The sequence below is a fragment of the Pseudobdellovibrionaceae bacterium genome (assembly GCA_019637875.1).
Classification (GTDB): Bacteria; Bdellovibrionota; Bdellovibrionia; order Bdellovibrionales; family Bdellovibrionaceae; genus JAHBUW01.
In genome coordinates this window covers 76,659-98,121 of record JAHBUW010000004.1, presented here as the reverse complement: position 1 = coordinate 98,121, position 21,463 = coordinate 76,659, and the positions used below count along the sequence as shown (strand labels likewise).

The following is a 21,463-nucleotide window of genomic DNA, read 5'->3' as shown; positions in this document are numbered from 1 at the left end:
ACAGACGTCAAACCGACGCCACTTTCCCGCGATTCATGAGCCGGTTTGGTGACTTAGGCAGAGCGTCACGGCGTTTTCCCCCGCTTCGTGGACGCGAAGGGGCCCTGCACCCGTGCTGGATTGGCGCGGGGCCCGGCCTGGAACTTGCTCTTGAATTGGGATGAACACACGGAGGATTTATGAAGAAAGCCCATGTCCGCTCCTACTTCTCTTGGAATTCGCTCGTCCTGCACGGATTCGCGCTGGCGACGATCTGGAGCACGGCTTCGGTTCTGTTTAGTGCTTAAGCGCTAAGCTAATCGATGAAATCGAGGGGATGAACACCCTCGACCGAGTGGACGTCCATCGAGGGCGTCCGTCTTTTTTTCGTCTCACAACGAAACCCCGGGTCCTCACCCGCGATCGCGGACGTGAATTGGACGCTGACGGGAGAGTACGTACAGTTCTGGAAAGGCAACAGGACGAACAAGAGCAAGCTGCCGATCAGATACAGATTTTCTGGTGATTTGGTGTCTTGACTCAACTCGCGGCCCTCCCCTTGCCAAAGCCCATCTAAAAATCTTAACTCCAGTTTCGGAATTTTCGTGCGGAAAATTTCGGAATTTTTATTCAGGTCTGGAATTCGTTTTTCAGCTATGGGTTAAGGTTTGCCGAAGGCGCCGATCATTGGCAAAGATGTCCTATGACCCATTTGCCTGATTTAATTTCGGATTTGGCGTTGATCCTGATCACCGCCGCCATCGTCACCGTCATTTTCCAAAAACTCAAACAGCCTCTCGTTCTGGGATACCTGCTCGCCGGGGTCCTGGTCGGCAGTTCCGTTTCGATATTCCCGGACATCCAAGACCCCCAGTCCATCCAAGTTTGGGCGGAAATCGGGGTGATCTTCCTGCTGTTCGGTCTGGGTCTCGAGTTCAGCTACTCGAAGCTCGCGCAGTACGGAAAAAGCGCCGGGATGACGGCGACCGTCGAGATCGTCTTCATGATGGGGCTCGGATACCTCACGGGACGCGGACTCGGCTGGAGCCACTGGGACTCGATCTTCCTGGGCGGAATCCTCGCGATGTCTTCGACGTCGATCATCGTGCGGGCCTTTGACGAACTGAACCTGAAGTCCAAAGCCTTCGCGCAGTTCGTCTTCGGGGTCCTCGTCTTCGAGGATTTATTTGCCATCTTGCTGCTCGTCGCCTTCTCGGCGATCGGAGCTTCAAGTGGCGAACTCGGACTCGGCTGGCTTAGCGTCATTCCCTTCCTGCTCTTCTTCCTGATCCTGACTTTCACTATCGGCGTCTACATGGTCCCCCAGGTGTTCAAACGCCTGAAGAAAGAGATGACCGACGAGACCCTCACCATCCTCAGCATCGGTCTTTGCCTTGTTCTCGTGGTCCTCGCGACCAAATCCGGATTCTCTCCCGCCCTCGGCGCCTTCCTGATGGGCTCGATCATCGGCGGCACCAAAGAAGCCCACCGCATCGAACTCCTCCTGCAGCCGGTTAAAAATCTTTTCTCCGCGGTCTTCTTCGTCTCGGTGGGGATGCTGCTCGAGCCGCGCTACCTTGTCGAATACTGGGCTTCGATCCTGATCATCATCGCGATCACCATCATCGGAAAAGGCTTCTCGACGGCGCTCGGCGCGGTCGTTTCGGGCCTGACCCCCCGGGACTCGATGCGTGCGGGACTGTCCATGGCGCAGATCGGGGAATTCGGTTTCATCATCGCCACGCTGGGCGTGACGCTGAAACTCACGAGCCCCTTCCTGTATCCCATCACGGTCGCCGTTTCGGTCATCACCACCTTCACGACGCCCTACCTGATGATCTGGTCGGGACCGATCGCCACCTGGCTCGAGAACCGGATGAGCGATCGTCTGCGCGAGCGCATCTCGGATTACCGTCAGGCCGTCAATACGGCCTCGGGTTCGGATCTGAAATCGCTGATCTTCCAGGCTTTCGGTTTCGCGCCGCTCATCAACATGGTGCTCGTCATCGCGTCGATCTACGGAATCCGCAACTGGGTCGTGCCGTGGACGGAAGACCTTTTCCCGCCCGTCGTGCGTCCCTACATCTACGCGTTCGGAACCTTGCTCCTCGTCGCGCCCTTCCTGTGGGGCATCATGCACTCGCGCGCCCGCGTGCGCCGCGACCTGGAAGGCACGGATATGCGTGCCGTCTTCTTCGGCGTCCTAATCGCCCGCGCGTTTTTGAGCCTCGTCTTGGTCTTCTTCATCTTCGGGACCTTCATCACCGACTCGCTCGTGTCGCTGATCTTGATCACGATGGTTTTCTTGGCGCTCTTCTTCGGTCGTCGTTGGCTCGAGCCCGCGTACCGTCGCTTCGAAGGCCGCTTCCTCGAGAATCTGTTGGCCGAGGGGCCGCACGGAGAGCCCGGACCCGCCGCGAAACCGCTTATGCACCTGACCCCTTGGGACGCGCAGCTCAAAAAAGTACAGGTCAGTCCGGATTCCAAATGGGCCGCGCATACGCTGCTCGAGGCGAATCTGCGCGAAGCTTATGGCGTCATGGTCGCATTGATCGATCGGGGCTCGCGTCAGATCATGACTCCCGGTCGCGACGAATTGCTTCTTCCCGGCGACACGCTTTACATGATCGGGACCGAAGAGCAGATCGAACGCGCGCGCGGCGATCTGGAGTTCGTTTTGCCCGAATCCCACGCCGAAGAGAACATCGGGTTGGCTCCGCTGAAGCTGGGGTCGGACTCGCCGTTCTTGAAGAAATCCATTCGCGACTCGGGCTTGCGTGAGGCGACTCACGGCTTGATCGTGGGCATGGAGCGCGCGGGTTCGCGGATTCTGAACCCCGACTCGACCATCGCCCTGGAAGAGGGTGATCTGCTCTGGATCGTGGGCCGGCGGGATCTGATTCAGGAGCTCGCCTGAGGCGAGACATTCAAGAGCTCGCTTAAAACGCGAGACCGGACCTTCGGCCGTTGTCGGCGGGGGCGGATCGACCGATAACTCCTGTGGACCTTGGGGGTCCCCCGATCGACAGGAGTTACCTCTTGAAAAAGTGGATGCAAAAATTGATCGCCCAGTTCGACATGGACTGGTCCGAGAAATCCGGCGGCAGCGCGCCCCAAATCTCCGAGGACCGCGCCACGATCTTGTTCTTCATCGATAACTACTCCAAACACCTGATCGAATTCGATTCGCAGCCCGTGCGCAAGGTGCGCGAAACGCTCGACGGTTTTTCGAAAGAGCTGCTCGCCGCCGACGACGTCGAGCTGGAGAAGGTGCTGTTCCGCATCCGTCAGTTCTTCGCCTCTTACCGCATCGAGGAAAGCGCCTACGTCCAAAAGACCTTCGAGGATTTCCGCGGTATCATCTGGGGTTTCGTGGATCAGCTGGCCGAAGACTTCGGCGACGAGAAAAAAGAAGACCGCGATCTGCGTTTGGGCTTGGAAAACCTGAAAGAAGCGGTCGAGGCGAACTCCATCGACAGTTTGAAAGCGCAGGCCCGCGAGTTCATCAACAGCTACGTCGAATACCAGTCACGTAAAGACAGCCGCCGCTCGCGCCGGATGGAAAACGTGAAGAAGAACCTGGACACGGTGAAAAAGCAACTGACCGACGTTTCGGCCTCGGTGAACGTGGATCACCTGACCAAGGCCATGAACCGCAAGGCTTTTGATGAGCACATGAAGCAGCTGCGTGGTTTGATCGAGATCTCGAAGAAGCCCGCGTCCATGATCGCCATCGATATCGATCACTTCAAGAAGATCAACGACTCTTACGGTCATGCCGTGGGTGACGTGGTTCTGGTCGAATGCGTGAAGATGCTCCAATCGCAGTTCAACCGCGACACCGATTTCGTCGCCCGCATCGGCGGTGAGGAGTTCGTGGTCGTCATGAGCGAAACCTCGGTTCACGAAGCCGTCAAACGCGCCGAGCTGTGCCTGGCGAAGATCCGCAAAGACGCGCTCGTCATCAATGAGCACACCCTGCGTTTCACCGTCTCGATGGGCATTGCGCAGTGGTTGACGGACGAGTCTCCCAGCGATTGGCTCAAACGCGCCGATAAGGCCCTGTACGATTCGAAGTCCGCAGGACGCGACCGTTTCACCATCGCGGGTCTGGCCGCCGTGAAAACCGCGGTTTAATTCGCGCGGTGTGGTTTTAGGCCTCAATGTCTAAGTCGGTGATGGGCGGCGCACAGAATCTCGAGATTTTGTGGCGCGTTCGTACCTCCGGCATGGACCGGTCTCCGATGATGAATCTCTAGAAATTTCGTATTCTCGCAGCGGATCCCTTGGCGGATCTGGTGCGTGCAGCGGTTTTGGTCCCGGTGGATCACGATGTGTTTGATCGCGGCGGGAAGGGGCCGGCGCGTGGACCGTGACGAAGGTTCCGATTTGAGTTTTGGAGTTTCGTCCTTCTGCAAGGAAGACTTCCCGGGCGAGCTTTTCCGATTCAAGCTGCGTTTCGCTTTTTCCAGCGGGTCGTGTTTTTGAATATACTCATCAAGCACGAGGCCGAGGGTTTCTTCGAGCGTGAGATCGCGTTTGATGAGATTGCGTGCTTTCTTGAGTTTTCCCATCGTCGCGGAGTCGAGCTTCAGCGTATGGAGGGTGTCGATCCCCTTTTTCTCGCGGAGCCATCTTTCGGTTTCGGCGGTGGAGTGCTGGGACGCGAACTCGATGACTTGTTTGGTTTCTTCGACGTGCTGGATATCCAGTGCGGAGGTGATCTTCGCGGCTTTCGATACGGTGAGCGTTTGCGTTTCGAGGGCCTCCATCAAATCGGGAACGACCGCGGCCTTGCGTGAAACCGTGATGAAGGCCGAGGTCACCGCTTCAGAGAGTTTGAGTTCGAGGACGCAGTATTGAAAGAGACTCGCGTACCCGAGTTCACGGAAGGCCCGCCGTCGATCCATCTCAATGAGGAGCGTGACCAGATCCGCTTCGATCTGCAGATAAGTTTTCGCGACAGACTTGGTTTTGAGGTGCAGCTCTTGATTCGTCATGGGTTTGTTTAACATGGCTTTTCCCGACGTCGTTTTCGCTCCAAGGAGAAGGGTGATCTAGGCCCCTTCTAAAGCGAACCGTGAAGCCGTCGTGCCGTTTTCTGCGGAAGAATCGGAAATTTTTGAGTCGAAGAGAGTTGTCTTCGTTATGGCGATCCTCGTGCTTCGAAAATTCGGTCAAATGAATTTTTGTTTGATCACGGCGTCAATTCCCCGAATTCATCTCCTCCCTCCGGCACACTGGATATCCAGTGTTTGCATTCCTTCGTCGGATCGGGTTGGTCGCGGACACCCAATTCAAGATCGAAGTCTGAATTTTCATTCTTATGTTTTTTTGAATCCGTTCTGATTTTGATTCTTGGTCGCTCACCCCTGGCTCCTGATCGTTAACCTCAATCTAAGTCCGCCCCCCCAATCCCAATCCCAATCCCAATCCCATTCCCACCCCGATCAAAACCCCTACCCCCAACCACGCTCCACCCGGCATCTCCCGCTGAGACGGCGCCCGAAAAACTTCGACACCGCCGTCGAAGCCTTTCACCCTGTCGGAAAATTCCGAACACCCCTGTTCCAAAGATTCTCGTGTCTGTCACAAAATCCCGAGTGACACCCGCGTCCCTCGCGGCGAACGCGTCACGCGCTCGCCGCGCTGGCCTCGCGGTTGCAATTCACCTCGAGTATGAAAACTCAAGCGCTCTTGTTCCTTCTCGGAACAGCGCTCGCCGAAGGATCGTCGGGCTTCGTGAATCTCAAGGATGGCTCCTACCAAACCCAACCCAGTCCGGAACGTCTGCAGCGCCTCGCGCTCGACTACTCCAGCCGCCGCAATATCACCGGAGTCTTCGGTGCGGGTTGGTGTTCGGAACTGGATCGCGAAATCCGTCCCGGTCGCGGCGACCGTTTCGAGCTGCGCGACTGCGACCGCATCACGCGCTTCGAGCCCGTCAAAACCACGGCCCTCGCGAACGGGCCCAAAACTTACGTCGCCAGTGACGATGACGGCAACCCGGCCCGCCTCGAACGCGACGCCAACGGTTTCCGAGTCGAGAGCGAACAGCGCCGTTACCGCTTCGACAAATACGGACAACTCACCGAGACCACCGAAGACGGCGCCACCGTCTATCGGCGACTCGATGACCGCCGCGTCGGGGGCGTGCGCAGCCTGCGCGCCCAGGTCCGCGGGGAACTCATGGATCTGACCTTTAATAAGGACAAACTCACGCGGCTTTCGACGCCGAAGGCGCCGACGCTCGAGTTCCGTTACGACGGAGCCCGTCTGGTGGCGGTGAACGAGAGCGCGCTCAAGATCACCTCCGAAATCGCGACCTACGCCTACGACACCGAGGACAATATGACCCAAGAGTCGCGCGACGGGGGGAACCCGGTCTTCATCGGCTACGACCGTCGCGCCGATCGGGTGCGGACGGTGAGCGGGCAGAACGAATGCGCGGAAAGATATGACTACGACCATCACGCGGGCCCGCCAAACGGGCCCGCGGCCGTTTTAACCGAAAGATCCAGGGTCATACGACAGTGCCCTACGACGGAACAGCTGATCCTGCAGATCGAGAACGACTATCTCCGCACCGAAACGAACGAGCTGCTGCTGACCGAAAGCCGCCGCATCAGCCAAGACCAGATCCTGCGCCGCCGGTTCCATCCCCTCTTGGGGAGCGTGGAATCCGAACGCCGCGAACCGAATCCGCAATCGCATCAATTCGCACCCGTCGCCCGCCCGAAAACTCGGCTGGCTTCGGAATAATGAAACACCGGGAGGTCCCTATGAGATCCATTCCGCAAAAACGCATCCTTGCTCCCGTCCCCGATACCCGCGCGCTTCTGTACCGAAGACTACGTCAGGCCGCGCTGGTTCTGGGAACCGGGGGACTCCTCACTTGGATGATGTTCGGATCCGGGGACCTCCCGATCCACAACCTACCTCGAGGAGAGAAAGCCCAACCGCCCGCGCCGCCGGAAAAGAAAGACGCGCGGGCGGCCTTTGGGGGAGGCGAACCTCCGCGCCCCGTCGTCATCGCCATCATCGATACCGGCATCGACCAAGAAGCCTTCCGCGATCTCCTTTGGACCAATCCTTTCGAAACCGCCGACGGCATCGACAACGACGGAAACGGACTGATCGACGACGTCCACGGTTACAATTTTATCGGCGACAACCACCGCATCGACGACCGCCACGGTCACGGCACCCACGTCGCGGGCATCGTCCGCCGCGAGCTGCGGTTACGGGAAGCCCTCGGCATCGAGGGACGCCCCATCCGCCTGATGATCCTGAAATACTTCGATCCCGGAGTCCCCGCCGGACGCACGATGCGCGCGAGCCTCGAAGCCTTCCGCTACGCCATCGATCGCGGCGCCGACATCATCAACTATTCGGGCGGCGGCGCGGTCCCCAGCGCGGAAGAAGAAGCCCTGCTCGTCGAAGCCGCTCGTCGCAACATCCTCCTGGTCGCGGCGGCCGGGAACGAAGGTCTCGACTCGGACGACGCGCCATTCTACCCCGCAAGCTACGGTACGCCCAATATTCTGTCCGTCGGCGCTACCGACGATCGCCTGGGCGCCGTTCCGTCCTCGAACTTCGGTCGTCACAGCGTTGATGTGACCGCACCGGGCGCGCAGGTTCTGTCGGATCTTCCCGAGGGACGTACCGGCCGCATGACCGGCACCTCGCAGGCCACCGCCTTCGTCACCGCGGCGGCCGCGCTCATCATGAGCGAGCACCGCACGCCCCCACCCGTCGAACGCGTCATCGATCGCGTGCTCGGTACGGGACGGATCTTCGCCCATCTCGAGGGACGCACCCGCAGCGGCGCTCACCTCGATGCCCTTCGCGCGGCGACCCAGCGCGATTCACAAACCACACTCACCGGCGAAAGCTCACGAAGTTCAGCGCGGATTCCCGCGAAGTACTTCTCGCACCATCCGGATGAAAGTTTACAGGCCCTCGACGAACGGAACAGACCGAACTAATCCCACCCCGGAACCCGCCGCCCGCGGTCCTCGCGGCACCGGGAACCGGCATCCCACCTTTACGGAAAGCATCGCCCCTCGTGATTCGAGGGCCGGGCGGTGCTTTCCGTCCTTTTTTTGTCTCAGGGTGAAGCACGCCGACGCGCGAACGCGGACTTAAGCAGTGGATCGACACGGGTTTCTAAGTTCGAATCCCCTCCCCGTCACGGCAAACTGAATTCATCAAAGGAGAACAAAATGAAGAAACTCATCTGCACTCTAGGACTCGTGACTACGGCACTCTTCTTCCAAAACTGCGGCACGAACCTGCAAACCACCTCCCTCGCTGACGAGACCAATAACGAAGCCTCTTTGAAACCCGTCGTCGACGACTTCATCATCGCCCCGTCCGCGGGCGAGGTTCCCGTGCTCGCCATTCTCTCCGCACCAACATTGAAAGTTCGTTTCGACGGTCGACATGGCGAATATCTGGTGGACCTGAAGGCCGCGACGGCGACGCGTGGAACGGCGAAAGCGAACTTGCCCGAAAGACTGCGCCTGCAATTTGTCCAAGCGCTCTCGAATGCGAAACTTTGTGAACAAGACCCGAAGAGTATCCGCGCTGATCTGGCCTGCACGATGATCGCAAGCGGCCCCTACGCCCGCCTGGAAACCAAAGGCAGCTCGATGGACTTGGGGACGCAAACCAGTGGCTGTACCTGGGTCCAGGACCTTTGCGGCAAAAAACGCGATCAACTTCGCCAGGCGATCAAGAACTTCATCGTCCTGAACGAAGAACTGTCTGCGCCCTACTGATTTGAACCCACAACCGACAACGACAATCCCACCGACCCCGACCGGAGTGAAGGCGACTTCACTCCGGTCGCTTTTCGAAGGACAATGATTTTCATGAATGCGGAGCTTTCAAGCATCGACCAAACGATCCGCGCGGGGGAAACCCGTCGCGCCCGTCAAGCGCTGATGGCGATTCGCTGGAAATCTTTGCCGCGTTCCGAACTCGTCCACTTCGCGAACCTCTGTCGACGCGCCCAGATCCCGGCGCAGGCCGCGCGCGCGCTTTTTCCCCTCGTGCGCCACGAATCGCCCACCGATGCGCCCGCGACTCCCGCTGAACTGGCCGAGTACGCCGTGGCTTTGCAGCGTCTCGGCGCCAACCGCGAAGCCCTCGAGATTCTGCGCGGTCTTCCCGAAGCCACCCGCAAGAGCATTCCGCAGTGGGGGCTTTACGTTTCGTTTTGCCTCGTCAGTCAGTGGAAGTACGACGAAGCGCTCGGGGTGCTGCAGTCCAGCCTCTCTCAAGCCGATCTCGATCCTTACTTGCGTCAGATCATCTTGATCAACGACTTCGCCGCGCGCATCGCAGTCGGCGACATCGCGAACCTCGCAGGTCCCTTGCAAGAGTTCGCCAATGAGCTGGCCACCCAAGGGGCACGTCGTCTTCAAGCGAACGCCTTAGAGCTTTTGTCGCAAGTGCATCTGCTGAGCGGGGAATTGAAAGCCGGCGAAGCGCAGCTGAACGCCGCCGCCGACCTTCACGCCGACGAAAAGGCGTGGGATCAGCTTTACATCCGCAAATGGCGCGGGATCTTGCGCGCACTGAAAGATCGCGACGCCGGGGAACTCTTGCACCTCCGCAGCGAAGTCGAAGGCACGGGACATTTCGAAAGCTTACGCGATATCGACTTTCATCTCTTGCGCACCCGCTTCGACGAGGAACGCTTCCGTTATCTTTACTTCGGCACGCCCCACCGCTCTTACCGGCGCCGACTTCACGAGTTCGGCGCGCCGCGGACGGCGGAAGCTTGGGCGCAGATTCCCGGCTCGACCGCGAAGCTGACGGACTTCGATCCGATGATCGACGTTCCCGACCTGGGAAGTCTACCGCACCGAACGTTGCAACTTTTCCTGCGCGACTTTTATCATCCGTTCCGGGTCGCCGAGATTTTTGGACTGCTGCACCCGGAAGAGTTCTTCGATCCCGATCACTCTCCGAATCGCGTTCACCAATCGTTGCACGCGACCCGCGCGTGGCTGACGAAGCACCAATTCAACTTCCGCATCGATGCGCGCGGCACGCGCTTTCGCCTGAATTGGGGCGACCACTATCGTCTGCGCGTCCGCGAGCCCGTCTTGCCCGTCACCGAGATGCAAATCTATCAGTACCGCATGGAGCTGGCCGCCCCCGGGCCCGAACACTACTGGTCTCGCCAAGAGACGCAGGAGCTTTTAGGCTGCGCGAAGAGCGTGGCGACCCGCTTCCTGGATCCCACGCTCAATCCCCTGATTCTGGAAAAACGCGGCGGCGGACCGCAGACGCGCTATCGGGTACGGCCCTACTCGGACCTCGGCGCGAACATCGCCCCAACCTGAGACACCAACTGGGAAATCGCCAAGCTTTTCGCTAAAATGGAAAGACGAGGAATGAACTCCATGATGCTCCGTCGTCCGCACTTCATCATTCTGCTGATGCTCATGATCGTGCCGCTCGCATTTCAAAATTGCGGCGAGTCCTTCAATATCGCCGACGGTCTGAACGTTCAGGGGAAAGGCAGCGGCGGCGGAAACGGCGGTGGTTACGACGGGAAACCCGGCACCTACGTGCTCGCCGATTTGGGTGACGAATGTAAATCTTCGACCGCGACCACCGTCACCGCCAAACAAGTCATCGTCGTCGATAAAGACGGCGGCATGAGCCGCACCGTACGCGACTGCCAAACACTTCCCGTGCCGGAACCCGTACGCGCCAGCGATCTCGAGTACCGCGCGAAAGCGAGCGACAGTTTCGTCGAGTCGGGACGACTGTTCCAGTACGCCGCACTCGACGTGAATCGGCACCTCGAACGGGGCCTCGTCGCCGAAGTCCTCTGTACCTGGAGTCGGGGCCACAATCGCGTGGGTGAGGCGCGCCTGCGGAACAGCACACTCCCCGAAGGGGTTTCGTCGACGACGTCATCGGGAACCGGTTTGTTCAGTGAGCTCTTCGAAGAAGGGGAACCCGAAGACGGCGTCACCAATGTGGGGATGGTCGACAATACGCCATCCCCCCATCTGGGCGATGTCCCGGATGCCTACGGCAAAGGGATCCTGAAGATTCTCGACTCTTCGGCCGGGGCCGCGCGGCCTCTTTCGGTTTCGGGTTTGTTCTTCGCGAACCGCGCCGCCGAAGGCGCCAGCGTCACCCTGGACAATCAAACCCAGTCCGGAACGCGCTGCTGGATGGCCTACTGAGTTCACGTCCTGACAAAAGTCCAGTCGCCTAGCCGCCCCTGAATTTCGGGTATAATATAAAATGAGGACTATGATCAAATCCATCGTGACCTTCGGAGTTTGTCTTCTGCTGAGCCTGAGCGCGACCGCGCAGATGACTCACCTCGTGGGCTCAACCCCGCAGGGAATCCAAAAAGGACTCGAGGCGCTTCGTTCAACGAAAGAGCGCGACTGCCGCTGGAAAGCGGGTCCCGAATCCGTGCGTCCCGAAAACCTCGCTCCGGAAGTTTTGAATTTCGTCGGCCAAGACGAGGGCCCCAAGGTGAAACGCCTTTGCCGCGGCACCATCGAATGCGACATCAAAGGCGAGCGTTGGCATTCGGATTTGTATCTGGTCTGCGGAATGCGTGAAACCAACTGCGATTCCGCACGCAAGTGCTGGACCCATTATCTGGAAGACAAACTCGCCTTCATCGAAAAGGTGAACACTCCCGCCACGGGGGCTCGTCCGCCCGTTGACGGGGGCCGCAAATCGATCGACGGTGGCCCCAAAGCCCCCGCCGATGGCGACGGTCGCGATTAGTCTTTTCGTTTAAAATGCAAAACGTGACGGCCCGTCCGCTCGAGCCGTAGGCCGGCGCGCCCCATGAAACGCGTCAGCCCACTCTTCGTGAAAAAAACCAAATGCGTGGGATCGCGCTGGTAATGCCAGCGCGCGAAGTTGATCCCGTCCTCGTACAGCTGAGTCATGATAAAAAGCGAACCCCCGGGGCGCAGCCGCGCGAGCAGACGCCGCAGCTCCTTTTCCGGTTCGCGCAGATGTTCCAAGACTTCGCTCGCGGCGATCAGATCGAAATCTTCCCGCCATACCCCTTCATCCGCCGCGAAGTATTTGTCGTACACCCGCCAGTCGTGCTCGGCCCGCAGAAGCGTCGCGATGCTTTTCGTGGGTCCGCAGCCGAAATCGAGCGCACGGGTCATGCGCGGATAAGCCGCCGCACGGATCGCCTCGAGCAGTGGCGCCAAATAGTTCAGGTAGCCGGGCTGCTCCAGATCGTTGTCGTGCTGATCGTAGCGCGAGGCCTCGTCGGGCTCGGTCAACCAACACTCTGGCCGCACATGAACCGTGGCGCATTCCGCCTCGGTACAGCGATCGAAAACGCGACCGCGAGTGTCGTCAAAAAAGGCAATACTCGGAGCCTGGCACAGGGGACAAACGGACATCCCTATCCGCTTAATCAGTTTTGCTTATGAAGGAAAGCGCGAAGGACGATTTATCAAGGAATTCTTACAGGCGGCGGTTGCCCGTCCCGGATCGGTCGACTAACGCCCAAAGCTCTTGGAGGAAACAATGTCACTGAAAAGCCTGCTTTCATGGTCCCTGTCCGTCGCCGCAATCACCCTGTCCGTGAGCGCTCACGCAAGCGAGCCCGCCCTGCAACAACAGATCAACACGATCCTTATTGCGGCTCCGCAAAAAGGACAGCGCGCGGATTTCCAACAGTACGTGAACTACTACTTCGCTTCGGGAACGAGCTTTGACACGAACGTCGACCGCGACGTGAAGTACTTCAGCGTCATCGGCCTCGTCGATCCCGCCAGCGGCGAGTTCTTCCCGCAAATGATCAGCACCGTCAGCGAATCTTGGCGCAAAACCGAACAAGGTTGGAACGTGGGTCAGAACATCCGCGAAGTCACCCTGGATGGTCGCGTGTACAAAGCCCTCGCGCAAACCCTGGTCTTCGAAGGCGCGGGCCGTTTGAAAGACATCCTGCGCGAACCCGCAGCGGAAGCCAGCGCCGACCAGGCCGCTTTCGAAGCCGAAGTCCGCGCCCTGTACACTGAACTCACGAAATAGAGGCTGAGGGGCGCTAGCGCCCCAGCTGGTGGAGTGAGCCAGGGCACCTAGCGCCCCAGCTTTGCCTTCACATGCGACTTCGCGATTTGGAAGTCGCGGATGCTTTCCAGGCGCTTTTGCCGCGCCTCGAGCAATTTCAGATTGGCTCCGAGAACATCGGGGCTATTCTTCACGCCCCGACCGTATTCACTGAGTGTCATCCGGTGATAGGTCTCGGCCCGACCGATGTTCTCTTCGAAATCGTGAACCTGATCGTGCAGCCGCTTGAGTTCGCGCATTTCCGTGCGCATGTGAAGCGCCATCGCCCGGCGATCCTTATCCGAACGCAGCTTCAGCCCTTCGGCCTCAAGCCTTTTCGCGCGCGCCTCGCGCTGCTCTTCGAAACCCGCCGACAAGTTCATGCGGACTTTCAGTCCCACGTAGGCCTCGGTGCGATCGGCGGCGTCCGGCGGATCCTCTTCGAGCTGGGTCAACTGCCAGTAGCCCGCCACCGCTTCGACCCGCGGCCAGAAGCCGCGCGCATCCCGGCGACTTTCCACGGACAAGCGATCGGCCGCGATCCGCGTGTCGGCGGTCCAGTAATCCATCGCGCTTTCGTCGTGCGCGAGTTCCTTTTCGTAGTCGTGGGCATGGGCCAATTTTTCGTTGATGACGAGCGCCTCGCGCGTTCCCAAGATCAACGCCAAGTCGTCGCGCGCCACCTCGAATTCCAGCTCTGCCTGCCGAAGCTGACGCCCGATTTCGGCGGATTGCATCTCGAACTCCAAGCGGTCGATACGGGTCGCGACCCCGCTCGCGATGCGCCGATCCGCGGCCTTCAAACTTTCGTCGTTCAGCGCCCGCGCCTTTTTCAGCGTTTCGATCCAGTCGCGCAGATAAAGCGCTCGCCAATAGCCAGAGTAAGCTTCGGACAGTCTTTCGGCGGTGACCCGACGGAGCGAAGCCTTCTCGCCTTCGGCGGCCAGATCGCGAATATCCGAAGTCAGGGCATCACGGCCCCCGTTCCACAGATTCACGCGCGCTTCGACTCCGTACTCGGGTTGGGTCTTCACCTCTTCGCGGCCTTTTTTGAAGTGCTCGCCCCCCACGCCCGCCGTCACTTCCGGCAGAAAGCTCCGGAGCAGACTGCCGCGACGGGTTTCGCTGGCTTCGACCTCCAGACGCTTGGCCTGCAGATTCGTATTGCCCGCTTCGACGAGTGTACGCAGGTTCGTCGAATCCACCGCCACTTGCGCGCGCGCAGGGGAAGTCAGGGTGATAAAGATCAGGAAAAACATCATGCGGATCATCCGTCCCCCTTAGTTACGTCGCGGTTCAATGGTAAACTTAAGGTCGTCGTCGTGACCGACCTTCGGATCGAAGATCTTGAGCTTCAGGTCATAGCGATGGGCGTTTTTCGCATCGTAGACGGTCGTGTAGTGATCGCCGTTGTCTTTCAAGACCAAGACCGACTTGCCTTTCTTGCGCGGAAGCTCGGCTTCGGCGGTCACTTTCAGGCCCTCGGTTTTACGCGGTTTCATATCGTGATCGAACATATAGATCGTCACGTCTTTGCCTTTGGTGACGACCTCGACGTTCAGCTCCTCCAATGAACGTACGATGCCGCCCTTCACGGGCTTCACCGACACCGGGGCGTCGTGATCGTGGCCCTCGTGGGCGAAGACGTTCGCGGCAAAAAGTGTCGAGATGAGGATCGTGATCAGATGTTTCATGATGTCTCCTTTAAAGTTCGGTTTCATTTTTTGTTCTTTCCAAATAGCGATGGGAGGCGGCCCCGCCCCACTTCAAAAACAGCGCCGGCGTCACGAAGATATCCAGCAGCGTCGAGGTCAGCAGCCCCCCGACGATCACCACGGCCACGGGATGCAGTATCTCGGAGCCGGGCTGCCCCGCCGCGAAGACCAGCGGCATCAGCGCCAGACCCGCGACCGCCGCGGTCATCAGCACCGGCACCAAACGCTCGCGCGAACCCCGCACGACCATCTCGTAACTGAACTTTTCGCCCTCGAACTCCATCAAGTGCAGATAGTGCGAGATCATCATGATCGAGTTCCGCGAGGCGATGCCCGCCAGCGTGATGAAGCCGACAAGGCTTGCCACCGTGAACGAACGATCCGTGAAGAACAGCGCGACGACCCCGCCGATGAAAGCCAGGGGCAAGGTCACCATGATCTGCGCGGTGATGACCTTCGAACGAAAGTGCGCGTACAGAACGAAGGCGACGCCCAGAAGCGCGATCAGTCCGTAGGTGAAGATGTTGCGGCTGGCCTGACGCTGACTTTCAAACTGCCCGCCGTAAACGACGTAGTAGCCTTCGGGCAGCTTCAGTTCTTCCGCCACCCGCGCTTGAATGTCGCCGATGACCGAGCCCAGATCCCGTCCCGCCACGTTCGCGCTGACCACGATCCGCCGCTGGTTGTTTTCGCGACTGATCTCGTTCGGGCCTTGGCTTTCGTAGACGTCGGCGACCTGCTCCACCAGAACCCGCCGGCCGTCGGGCATGACCTTCAGCACCGTCTTCTGCATGGCCTCAAGATTCGCGCGCGAGTTCGAATCATACTGGAAGAACACATCATAGCTGCGGTTCTCTTCGATCACCTGGGTGAGTGTCTCGCCGTTGAAAGCGGCCTCGAGCAGCTGCGTGACTTCCCCCGGACTCATCCCGAACTTGGCCGCCTCGTCGCGCAAGACGTGAATCTTCAGCTGGGGCACCAGGCCCTGACTTTCGACTTTCAAGTCCACCAATCCCGGGACGTCCTTCACCACCTCTTGCATGCTGGCGGCGTGTTCACGAAGGCTGGCCAAATCGGGACCGAAGATTTTGATCGCGATGGCCGAATTCACCCCGGACATCATATGATCGATCAAGTGCGAGATCGGCTGCCCGACGTTGACGCCCGCCTGCGGGAATTTTTCTTTGAGTTTTAAGCGCATCTCTTCGATGACCAGATCGCGCGCGCGGCCGCCGGGATTAAAATCCACGTCCATTTCGCTGACATTCACCCCCATGGCGTGCTCGTCCAGCTCGGCCCTTCCGGTCCGGCGCGAAACCGATTTCACTTCCGAGATCTCCAGAAGCGTCTTTTCCGCGTCCAACCCCATGCGGTTACTTTCCGTCAGCGAAATCCCCGGAGGGGCCGCCAACGAAACCATGGCCGTGCCCTCGTTGATCTTCGGCAGGAAGTCGACCCCCATGAAAGGGATGAATCCCAAAGACGCGACAAAAAGCAGCGCCGCGCCCCCACCGATGAGCTTCGGCCGCACCAGGCTCCAGGAAAGAATCCGCCCGTGAATCGCTTTGAGCCCGCGCACGAAACGAGTGTCACCATGATCGGCTCCGGGGGGAACCTGGCGAAGCAGATAGTAACAAAGCACGGGGGTCAGCGTGAGCGACACCACCAGCGAAGCTCCGAGCGCCGTCAGATAAGCGATGGCAAGCGGAGTGAACAAGCGCCCCTCCAGCCCGTCCAACGCGAAGAGCGGCAAGAAGACCAGCGCCACGATGACCGTCGCCAAAACGATGGAGTTTCGTACCTCGCTCGACGCATCGAAAATCACCCGCAACGCCGGACGCGGGGAAGCCAACTTGGCGTTCTCGCGCAGGCGGCGGAAGACGTTTTCCGCATCGACGATGGCGTCGTCCACCAGCTCACCGATCGCGATGGCCAATCCCCCGAGCGTCATCGTATTCACGCTGAGTCCCAGGTAATGAAAGACGATGGCGGTCACCACGAAAGACAGCGGGATCGCCGTCAAGGTGATCAAAGACAAACGTATATTGGCCAAGAACACGAGCAGGATCACGAAGACCAGAAGGCTTCCGACCTTCAGCTTTCCTTGGATGCCTTGGATCGAGGCCTCGATAAAGTTCGCCTGCTGGAAGACGTGGGGATTGATTTCGACGTCCGCGGGTAAAGCCGACCGCAACTCCTCGATGGCGCGGTCGATCTCACGGGAAATCCGCACGGTGTCCGCACCGGGTTGCTTTTGGATGGTCATGACCACCGAGGGCTGACCGTTGAAGCTGCCGTCGCCGCGTTTCAACCGGGGCGCCACGCGAACCTCGGCGATATCCGAAACCAAAACGGGACGCCCGAAGTGCAGTCCCACCAGGGTCGCCAAGATATCGTCGACGGACTCGACGACACCGATATTACGAACCAGGATTTCCTGGCCGTCTTTTTCGACGAAGCCGCCCGTCGTATTCTGCGAAATCGTCCGCAACTTTTCGTCCAGCTGATCCAGGGTCAGCTGGAAGCGGTTGAGTTTTTCCGCCGAGACCTGAATCTGGTACTGCTTCAAACCCCCACCGATGGAAATCACCTGCGCGACCCCGGGGATCATCATGATGCGCGGACGCAGCTGCCATTCGGCGATATCCCTTAACGCCAGCGGGTCGAAGGGCTTCGCGCTGTCTTTGGAATAGACCGCGATCTGCTGAATCTGCCCCATCAAAGAACCCACCGGCCCCAAGGTCGGCACCACGTCCCGGGGAAGCCGGCCCTGTGCCAGATTCAGTTTTTCCTGCACCAGCTGACGGGCGCGGTAAATATCCGTGCCCCAAGTGAACTCCACGAAAACGACCGACAGACCGATCCCCGATTGCGAGCGCAGTCGGTCCAAGCCCGGCAGTCCGTTCAAGTTCATTTCGATGGGCATGGTGACGCGGGTTTCGACCTCTTCCGGCGCCATCCCGTGGGCTTCGGTCATGATGGTGACCGTGGGTTTGGTGACGTCGGGAAGAACGTCGATCGGCAGCCGTTGAAAACTGATGGCTCCGAAAAAAAGAAGTGCCGCCGCCCCCATCAGGACGAAAAGGCGATGATTCAACGAGAGGCGTATCAATGCGTCGAGCATGTCGGCTCCATGAGCGTAATGATCACATAATAAAGATGTGGAATTTTAAACGGACGGGGGCCTTGCGGCCAGGACTCAAGCTCGAGGCGGCTGGAAAGGGCCGTCAAGATCGGGCGAGGTGATCAGCTCGGCATCGGGAACGCGGTTCCACGAAGCCGATAACTGGAAATTTTCACTCCACGAAAAACGCGGAGCGAAATTCAGCAGATTCTGCGCGATCCCCGAACAGGGGTAATGGCAATGGCAGTTCTCTTTGCCATTTTCGGAGTTTCCGGATTTCTCCGACGGGTGACCGTCGGCATGCGTATGGGTATGCGTTCCGTCCGCGCGTTCGACCGAAGCCTCCGCGTGGGAATGAAGATCGCAAGCGTGCTGCGCGAAGGCCGCCATCACCGGTCCACCCAGAAAAAGAATTCCGATGAGAGTGATAAACGAAAGCCGGAACCGCTTCATATCTATGATCTTCGCTCCAAATGAAGCCTAATCAAACACGAGTCCCAAAACTCTGTCAAAGCGAGACACGGCGCCCGGTCCAGGACCCAATTTCCACCCCGACCCGTTACGGAGTGTCCCAGCACGCCTCTGTTTTGGGACATGGGACCGGATGCCGGTTTTGCATAACTTAGAAGCGGAGCCGGACATCAATTGAACCAGGGACTGCACGGAAGGAGTACGATATGGGCCCCATGAAACTGAACAACAACGCCGCCACCGTCGAAGAGTTCCAGTGGACCGACTGGTTCTGGGCCGTGCTTGTCTGCGTTCTGTTTCTGCTGCCGGGTCTAACCTACGGTGAGACCGAGCGGGTCGCCTACCCGATCCAGATGGTGACCGGAGCGCAACAAACCCATCCTTCCACGGTGCAAATCCAAGCACGAACCTTGTTCCCCAATGCGTGCTTTCGCGCGGATCTGAATGGCGGTCGCCTGCGCGACCGTCAGACGATCGAGCTCGTACAGTACGCGCTGGTGACCGATGGTCACTGCACGCAGAAAATGGAAGCGACCGGTCTGACCGTCCAATTGGAGCGCCCGGATGACGGCACTTACCACATCCTGGATGCCCTCGACCAAAGATTCTTGGGCGTGCTCGAAGTGCGGGACGGAGTCGCGCAACTGATACCGAAGGAGGAGTTATGATCCAAGAGATTCCTTGGGCCGCATCGACCGCGGCCCTAATGACCACGATCACACTGCTCATGGTTTTCGCCGCGCTCTTCGGACTCATTATCATGAGCGTTCTGGATAGCTGGCACGACGATCACCTTTATGAAGTGGATCGTAAGAAAAATCGTCGCCCTCTCCGGCTGCTGCCGCTGCCGGGTTAGTGAAGGAGCGACTCTTCCCGCAGCGGGGTCTTGGACTTCGCTGCGGTTTTGTTTTCGACTTTGCCTTGAGTGAAGAAGACCTGCGCCGCCACCCCGCTGATCAGCACGATGAGCCCATTGTACTGCGCCCACAATAGCAAAATGATAAATCCGGCGAGCGCCCCGTAAGAATTCGAAAAGCCCGAGTTCGCGAAATAAATCTCGAGCATCTTGTTTCCGACATGAAACAAACCCGAACAAATCAGCGCGGCGCTTGACGCGAAACCCTTGCGCGGTTGTTTGGAAGGAAGAAAACGAAACATGCCGTAGAACAGCAGCGCAAAGACGGCGTAAGAACCCAGGAAGTTGACGTTGCGCCAGAAGTTTTCGTCGGCCGGGATCAACCAACGTAAGGCGATGCTGCCCGCGAAGCTCACGATCGCAAGCAAGACGCAGCTGATCACCGCCAAAATCGCGAATGCACGCCCCCAGGCCCAAAGCCGAATGGCGCCCCAAGTGCTGACGCTTTCCGCCTCCAGACGCGCGGCTTCGGTGGCCGCCGAAACTTCGGCCGCGCTCGCTTGCGGAGGCATCGGCAGAATCACGCGATTGAGGGCGTCACGAATCTCACCCACCACGCCCGAGCTCGAAAAAAGGATCGCGATCAAACCCAACAGCCCAAAGCTCAGGCCACTACCGCGGTCCGCATCCAGCCTTTGGCTGATGGCATCCAGACCGATGGCGGCGCTAGGCCCCAGACTTTCCGCCACCGCCGAACGGAAGTCGCTGCTGTTCTCCCAACCGATGACGGCGGTGAGCGCGAACATCAAAAGTAAAAATGGCGTCAACGACAGCACGAGGTAGAAACCGATCGAGGCCGAAAGCCCCAAAAGATTGCGATCCGCGAAGAGCGTGAAGAATTCAACGACTTTACTTTGCAGGTTCTTCATCAACGGGCTCCCGGCACGGTTCGATCCGCGAAATAGGCTTTCAGCTTCCGCCAACTTTCGCGCCATGCGGCCGGCGTCAGGTGGCGCTCTTGGGAAGGGGCGATCTCTTTCATCACGAGCTGTTCAAGCACGGGCGCGATGAAAAGTCCCGCGAATCCAAAAAGCGCGATCCCACCCAGAAAAGAAATCAACGAAATGAGCGGGTTACTCTTCGCCGCGCGCGAAAACAGATAAGCCACCATCAGGTTGTCCGTGACCCCCGCGAAGAGCGCGAACGCGAGCATGATCGTGCCGCCTTGAGAGTTTCCCTCGGCGAAGGCTCCGAGCGCCAAAAGAGTCCCGGCGACTCCCGCCCCCAGCACCGGCACCATGGCGAAGATGAAGGTCACCAATCCGATCAGCATCAAGCTGCCGAAGCCCGACATCGAAGCGCCGACGGTGATGATCACGGCCTGCACGGCCGCCGTCAGAAACACCGACCCTAAAGACAGCCAGCAGGTCTCTTCAAAGTCGTAGTAGCGGCGCTCGGCTTCGACTTCATCTTTCGTGAACCAGCCGATGACGCGCGAAAAACTCGGCCCCACCAGTAAAAACGCCGCCCAAGCGACGAAGAAAATGAAAACGTCCAATAAGAACACGGGCGTCTCGACGAGCGCGGTTCGCCCAAACGCCAACGCGGCATCGCGCGCGGACAGGGCGGCCGCATCCAGACCTTGCTCCACTTGGCGTAGGGCACTTCCCGACTCCAGCATCGGAATTTCGCGCATCCATCCCAGAACCGAAGACTTAATGCCGTTCAACCGCTCCGAATAGCCCGCGACGCTTTCGGGGTCGCCCATGATTTGCGTGGCCAATGAATACGCGTTCCACCCCATCGCGACGACCAACCCCACCAAGATCAACGTCAACAAACCCCAGATCCCCCACGCCGCGAGTTGCGGATGCCCCGGCCAGTAACCACGCACCCGGCGCACGAGGGGTTGGCTCGCGCTGGCGAGCAAGAAACCCAGGACGACGGGCTTCCAGAAAGGCGCAAACAGAAGAAGGTAGGCCGCCAGAACGGCGCCGAGCAGAAAGGTTTTACGATGATTCGTGGTGAGCATCCGGTCCCCCTTCAATGGAGGGGAGCAACGGAGGTGCCCCCACGCGAGGGGAATTCACGGACAGGAATGGGGACTCCTGCCCCGGGTGTCGAAGCTTTCGACAGCTGCCGAACCCCCTCGGGCGATCCCCTTCGGCACGAGACTCAAATCGAAAGGGAGGGGATCTGGCCGGTGCGTGCTTTGAAATACGGAGGGGTGAACGAAACATCGGAGGC

The 21,463-nt window shown here is 59.2% G+C and carries 20 protein-coding genes; 11 read left to right on the top strand and 9 right to left on the bottom strand.

What is annotated here, in order from left to right; all coding sequences use genetic code 11:
• Positions 1–295 precede the first annotated feature (295 nt).
• Entirely contained in the window at positions 296–523 is a 228-nt protein-coding gene (locus tag KF767_06975; protein ID MBX3017611.1) for a hypothetical protein, read from the bottom strand.
• Between the two features lie 159 nt (positions 524–682).
• Between KF767_06975 and KF767_06970 the strand changes: the two genes are divergently transcribed.
• Together KF767_06970 and KF767_06965 are read left to right on the top strand one after the other, a co-directional pair.
• Complete coding sequence (locus KF767_06970) at positions 683–2,896, top strand: cation:proton antiporter (protein ID MBX3017610.1); 2,214 nt, start codon at positions 683–685, stop codon at positions 2,894–2,896.
• Between the two features lie 122 nt (positions 2,897–3,018).
• On the top strand, positions 3,019–4,116 hold the full coding sequence (locus tag KF767_06965) for a GGDEF domain-containing protein (GenBank protein ID MBX3017609.1): 1,098 nt from the start codon (positions 3,019–3,021) through the stop codon (positions 4,114–4,116).
• Between the two features lie 23 nt (positions 4,117–4,139).
• Here the strand turns inward: KF767_06965 and KF767_06960 are convergent, their stop codons facing one another.
• The gene (locus KF767_06960) at positions 4,140–4,994 is read right to left on the bottom strand and encodes an HNH endonuclease (GenBank protein ID MBX3017608.1); all 855 of its coding nucleotides are present in this window, start codon (positions 4,992–4,994) and stop codon (positions 4,140–4,142) included.
• 664 nt (positions 4,995–5,658) lie between these two features.
• Between KF767_06960 and KF767_06955 the strand changes: the two genes are divergently transcribed.
• The 6 genes from KF767_06955 to KF767_06930 all read left to right on the top strand — a co-directional run bounded on the left by KF767_06955 (position 5,659) and on the right by KF767_06930 (position 11,757).
• Complete coding sequence (locus KF767_06955; protein ID MBX3017607.1) at positions 5,659–6,741, top strand: hypothetical protein; 1,083 nt, start codon at positions 5,659–5,661, stop codon at positions 6,739–6,741.
• A 20-nt stretch (positions 6,742–6,761) separates the two neighbouring features.
• Complete coding sequence (locus KF767_06950) at positions 6,762–7,967, top strand: S8 family serine peptidase (GenBank protein ID MBX3017606.1); 1,206 nt, start codon at positions 6,762–6,764, stop codon at positions 7,965–7,967.
• 237 nt (positions 7,968–8,204) lie between these two features.
• Positions 8,205–8,762 carry a hypothetical protein gene (locus KF767_06945; GenBank protein ID MBX3017605.1) on the top strand — a complete coding sequence of 186 codons (558 nt, stop codon included), beginning with the start codon at positions 8,205–8,207 and terminating at the stop codon, positions 8,760–8,762.
• Positions 8,763–8,855: 93 nt separating this feature from the next.
• Complete coding sequence (locus tag KF767_06940; GenBank protein MBX3017604.1) at positions 8,856–10,337, top strand: hypothetical protein; 1,482 nt, start codon at positions 8,856–8,858, stop codon at positions 10,335–10,337.
• 51 nt (positions 10,338–10,388) lie between these two features.
• The gene (locus tag KF767_06935; GenBank protein ID MBX3017603.1) at positions 10,389–11,195 is read left to right on the top strand and encodes a hypothetical protein; all 807 of its coding nucleotides are present in this window, start codon (positions 10,389–10,391) and stop codon (positions 11,193–11,195) included.
• Positions 11,196–11,265: 70 nt separating this feature from the next.
• Complete coding sequence (locus KF767_06930) at positions 11,266–11,757, top strand: hypothetical protein (protein MBX3017602.1); 492 nt, start codon at positions 11,266–11,268, stop codon at positions 11,755–11,757.
• Here KF767_06930 and KF767_06925 read toward each other — a convergent pair.
• On the bottom strand, positions 11,754–12,398 hold the full coding sequence (locus KF767_06925; protein MBX3017601.1) for a methyltransferase domain-containing protein: 645 nt from the start codon (positions 12,396–12,398) through the stop codon (positions 11,754–11,756). The two genes, KF767_06930 and KF767_06925, sit on opposite strands and share 4 nt — an antisense overlap.
• Before the next feature lie 127 nt (positions 12,399–12,525).
• Here KF767_06925 and KF767_06920 point away from each other — a divergent pair, with 127 nt between their 5' ends.
• Positions 12,526–13,032 carry a hypothetical protein gene (locus KF767_06920; protein ID MBX3017600.1) on the top strand — a complete coding sequence of 169 codons (507 nt, stop codon included), beginning with the start codon at positions 12,526–12,528 and terminating at the stop codon, positions 13,030–13,032.
• A gap of 47 nt (positions 13,033–13,079) precedes the next feature.
• On the opposite strand, the gene KF767_06915 is transcribed toward KF767_06920, so the two are convergent.
• From KF767_06915 to KF767_06900, 4 genes are all read right to left on the bottom strand, one after another.
• Positions 13,080–14,321 carry a TolC family protein gene (locus tag KF767_06915; GenBank protein ID MBX3017599.1) on the bottom strand — a complete coding sequence of 414 codons (1,242 nt, stop codon included), beginning with the start codon at positions 14,319–14,321 and terminating at the stop codon, positions 13,080–13,082.
• A gap of 9 nt (positions 14,322–14,330) precedes the next feature.
• Complete coding sequence (locus tag KF767_06910) at positions 14,331–14,744, bottom strand: hypothetical protein (protein MBX3017598.1); 414 nt, start codon at positions 14,742–14,744, stop codon at positions 14,331–14,333.
• Between the two features lie 10 nt (positions 14,745–14,754).
• The gene (locus tag KF767_06905; GenBank protein ID MBX3017597.1) at positions 14,755–17,889 is read right to left on the bottom strand and encodes an efflux RND transporter permease subunit; all 3,135 of its coding nucleotides are present in this window, start codon (positions 17,887–17,889) and stop codon (positions 14,755–14,757) included.
• 75 nt (positions 17,890–17,964) lie between these two features.
• Entirely contained in the window at positions 17,965–18,342 is a 378-nt protein-coding gene (locus tag KF767_06900; GenBank protein ID MBX3017596.1) for a hypothetical protein, read from the bottom strand.
• Positions 18,343–18,566: 224 nt separating this feature from the next.
• On the opposite strand from KF767_06900, the gene KF767_06895 reads away from it, so the two are divergent.
• Together KF767_06895 and KF767_06890 are read left to right on the top strand one after the other, a co-directional pair.
• Entirely contained in the window at positions 18,567–19,028 is a 462-nt protein-coding gene (locus KF767_06895; GenBank protein MBX3017595.1) for a hypothetical protein, read from the top strand.
• Complete coding sequence (locus KF767_06890; GenBank protein ID MBX3017594.1) at positions 19,025–19,216, top strand: hypothetical protein; 192 nt, start codon at positions 19,025–19,027, stop codon at positions 19,214–19,216. Before KF767_06895 ends, KF767_06890 begins: the two co-directional genes overlap by 4 nt.
• Here the strand turns inward: KF767_06890 and KF767_06885 are convergent.
• Both KF767_06885 and KF767_06880 read right to left on the bottom strand, forming a co-directional pair.
• A complete protein-coding gene (locus tag KF767_06885) occupies positions 19,213–20,145 on the bottom strand; it encodes a YihY/virulence factor BrkB family protein (protein MBX3017593.1) in 933 nt (310 codons plus the stop codon). The two genes, KF767_06890 and KF767_06885, sit on opposite strands and share 4 nt — an antisense overlap.
• Positions 20,145–21,248: an AI-2E family transporter gene (locus tag KF767_06880; GenBank protein MBX3017592.1), complete on the bottom strand. Its 1,104-nt coding sequence runs from the start codon at positions 21,246–21,248 to the stop codon at positions 20,145–20,147. Before KF767_06880 ends, KF767_06885 begins: the two co-directional genes overlap by 1 nt.
• Positions 21,249–21,463: the final 215 nt, after the last annotated feature.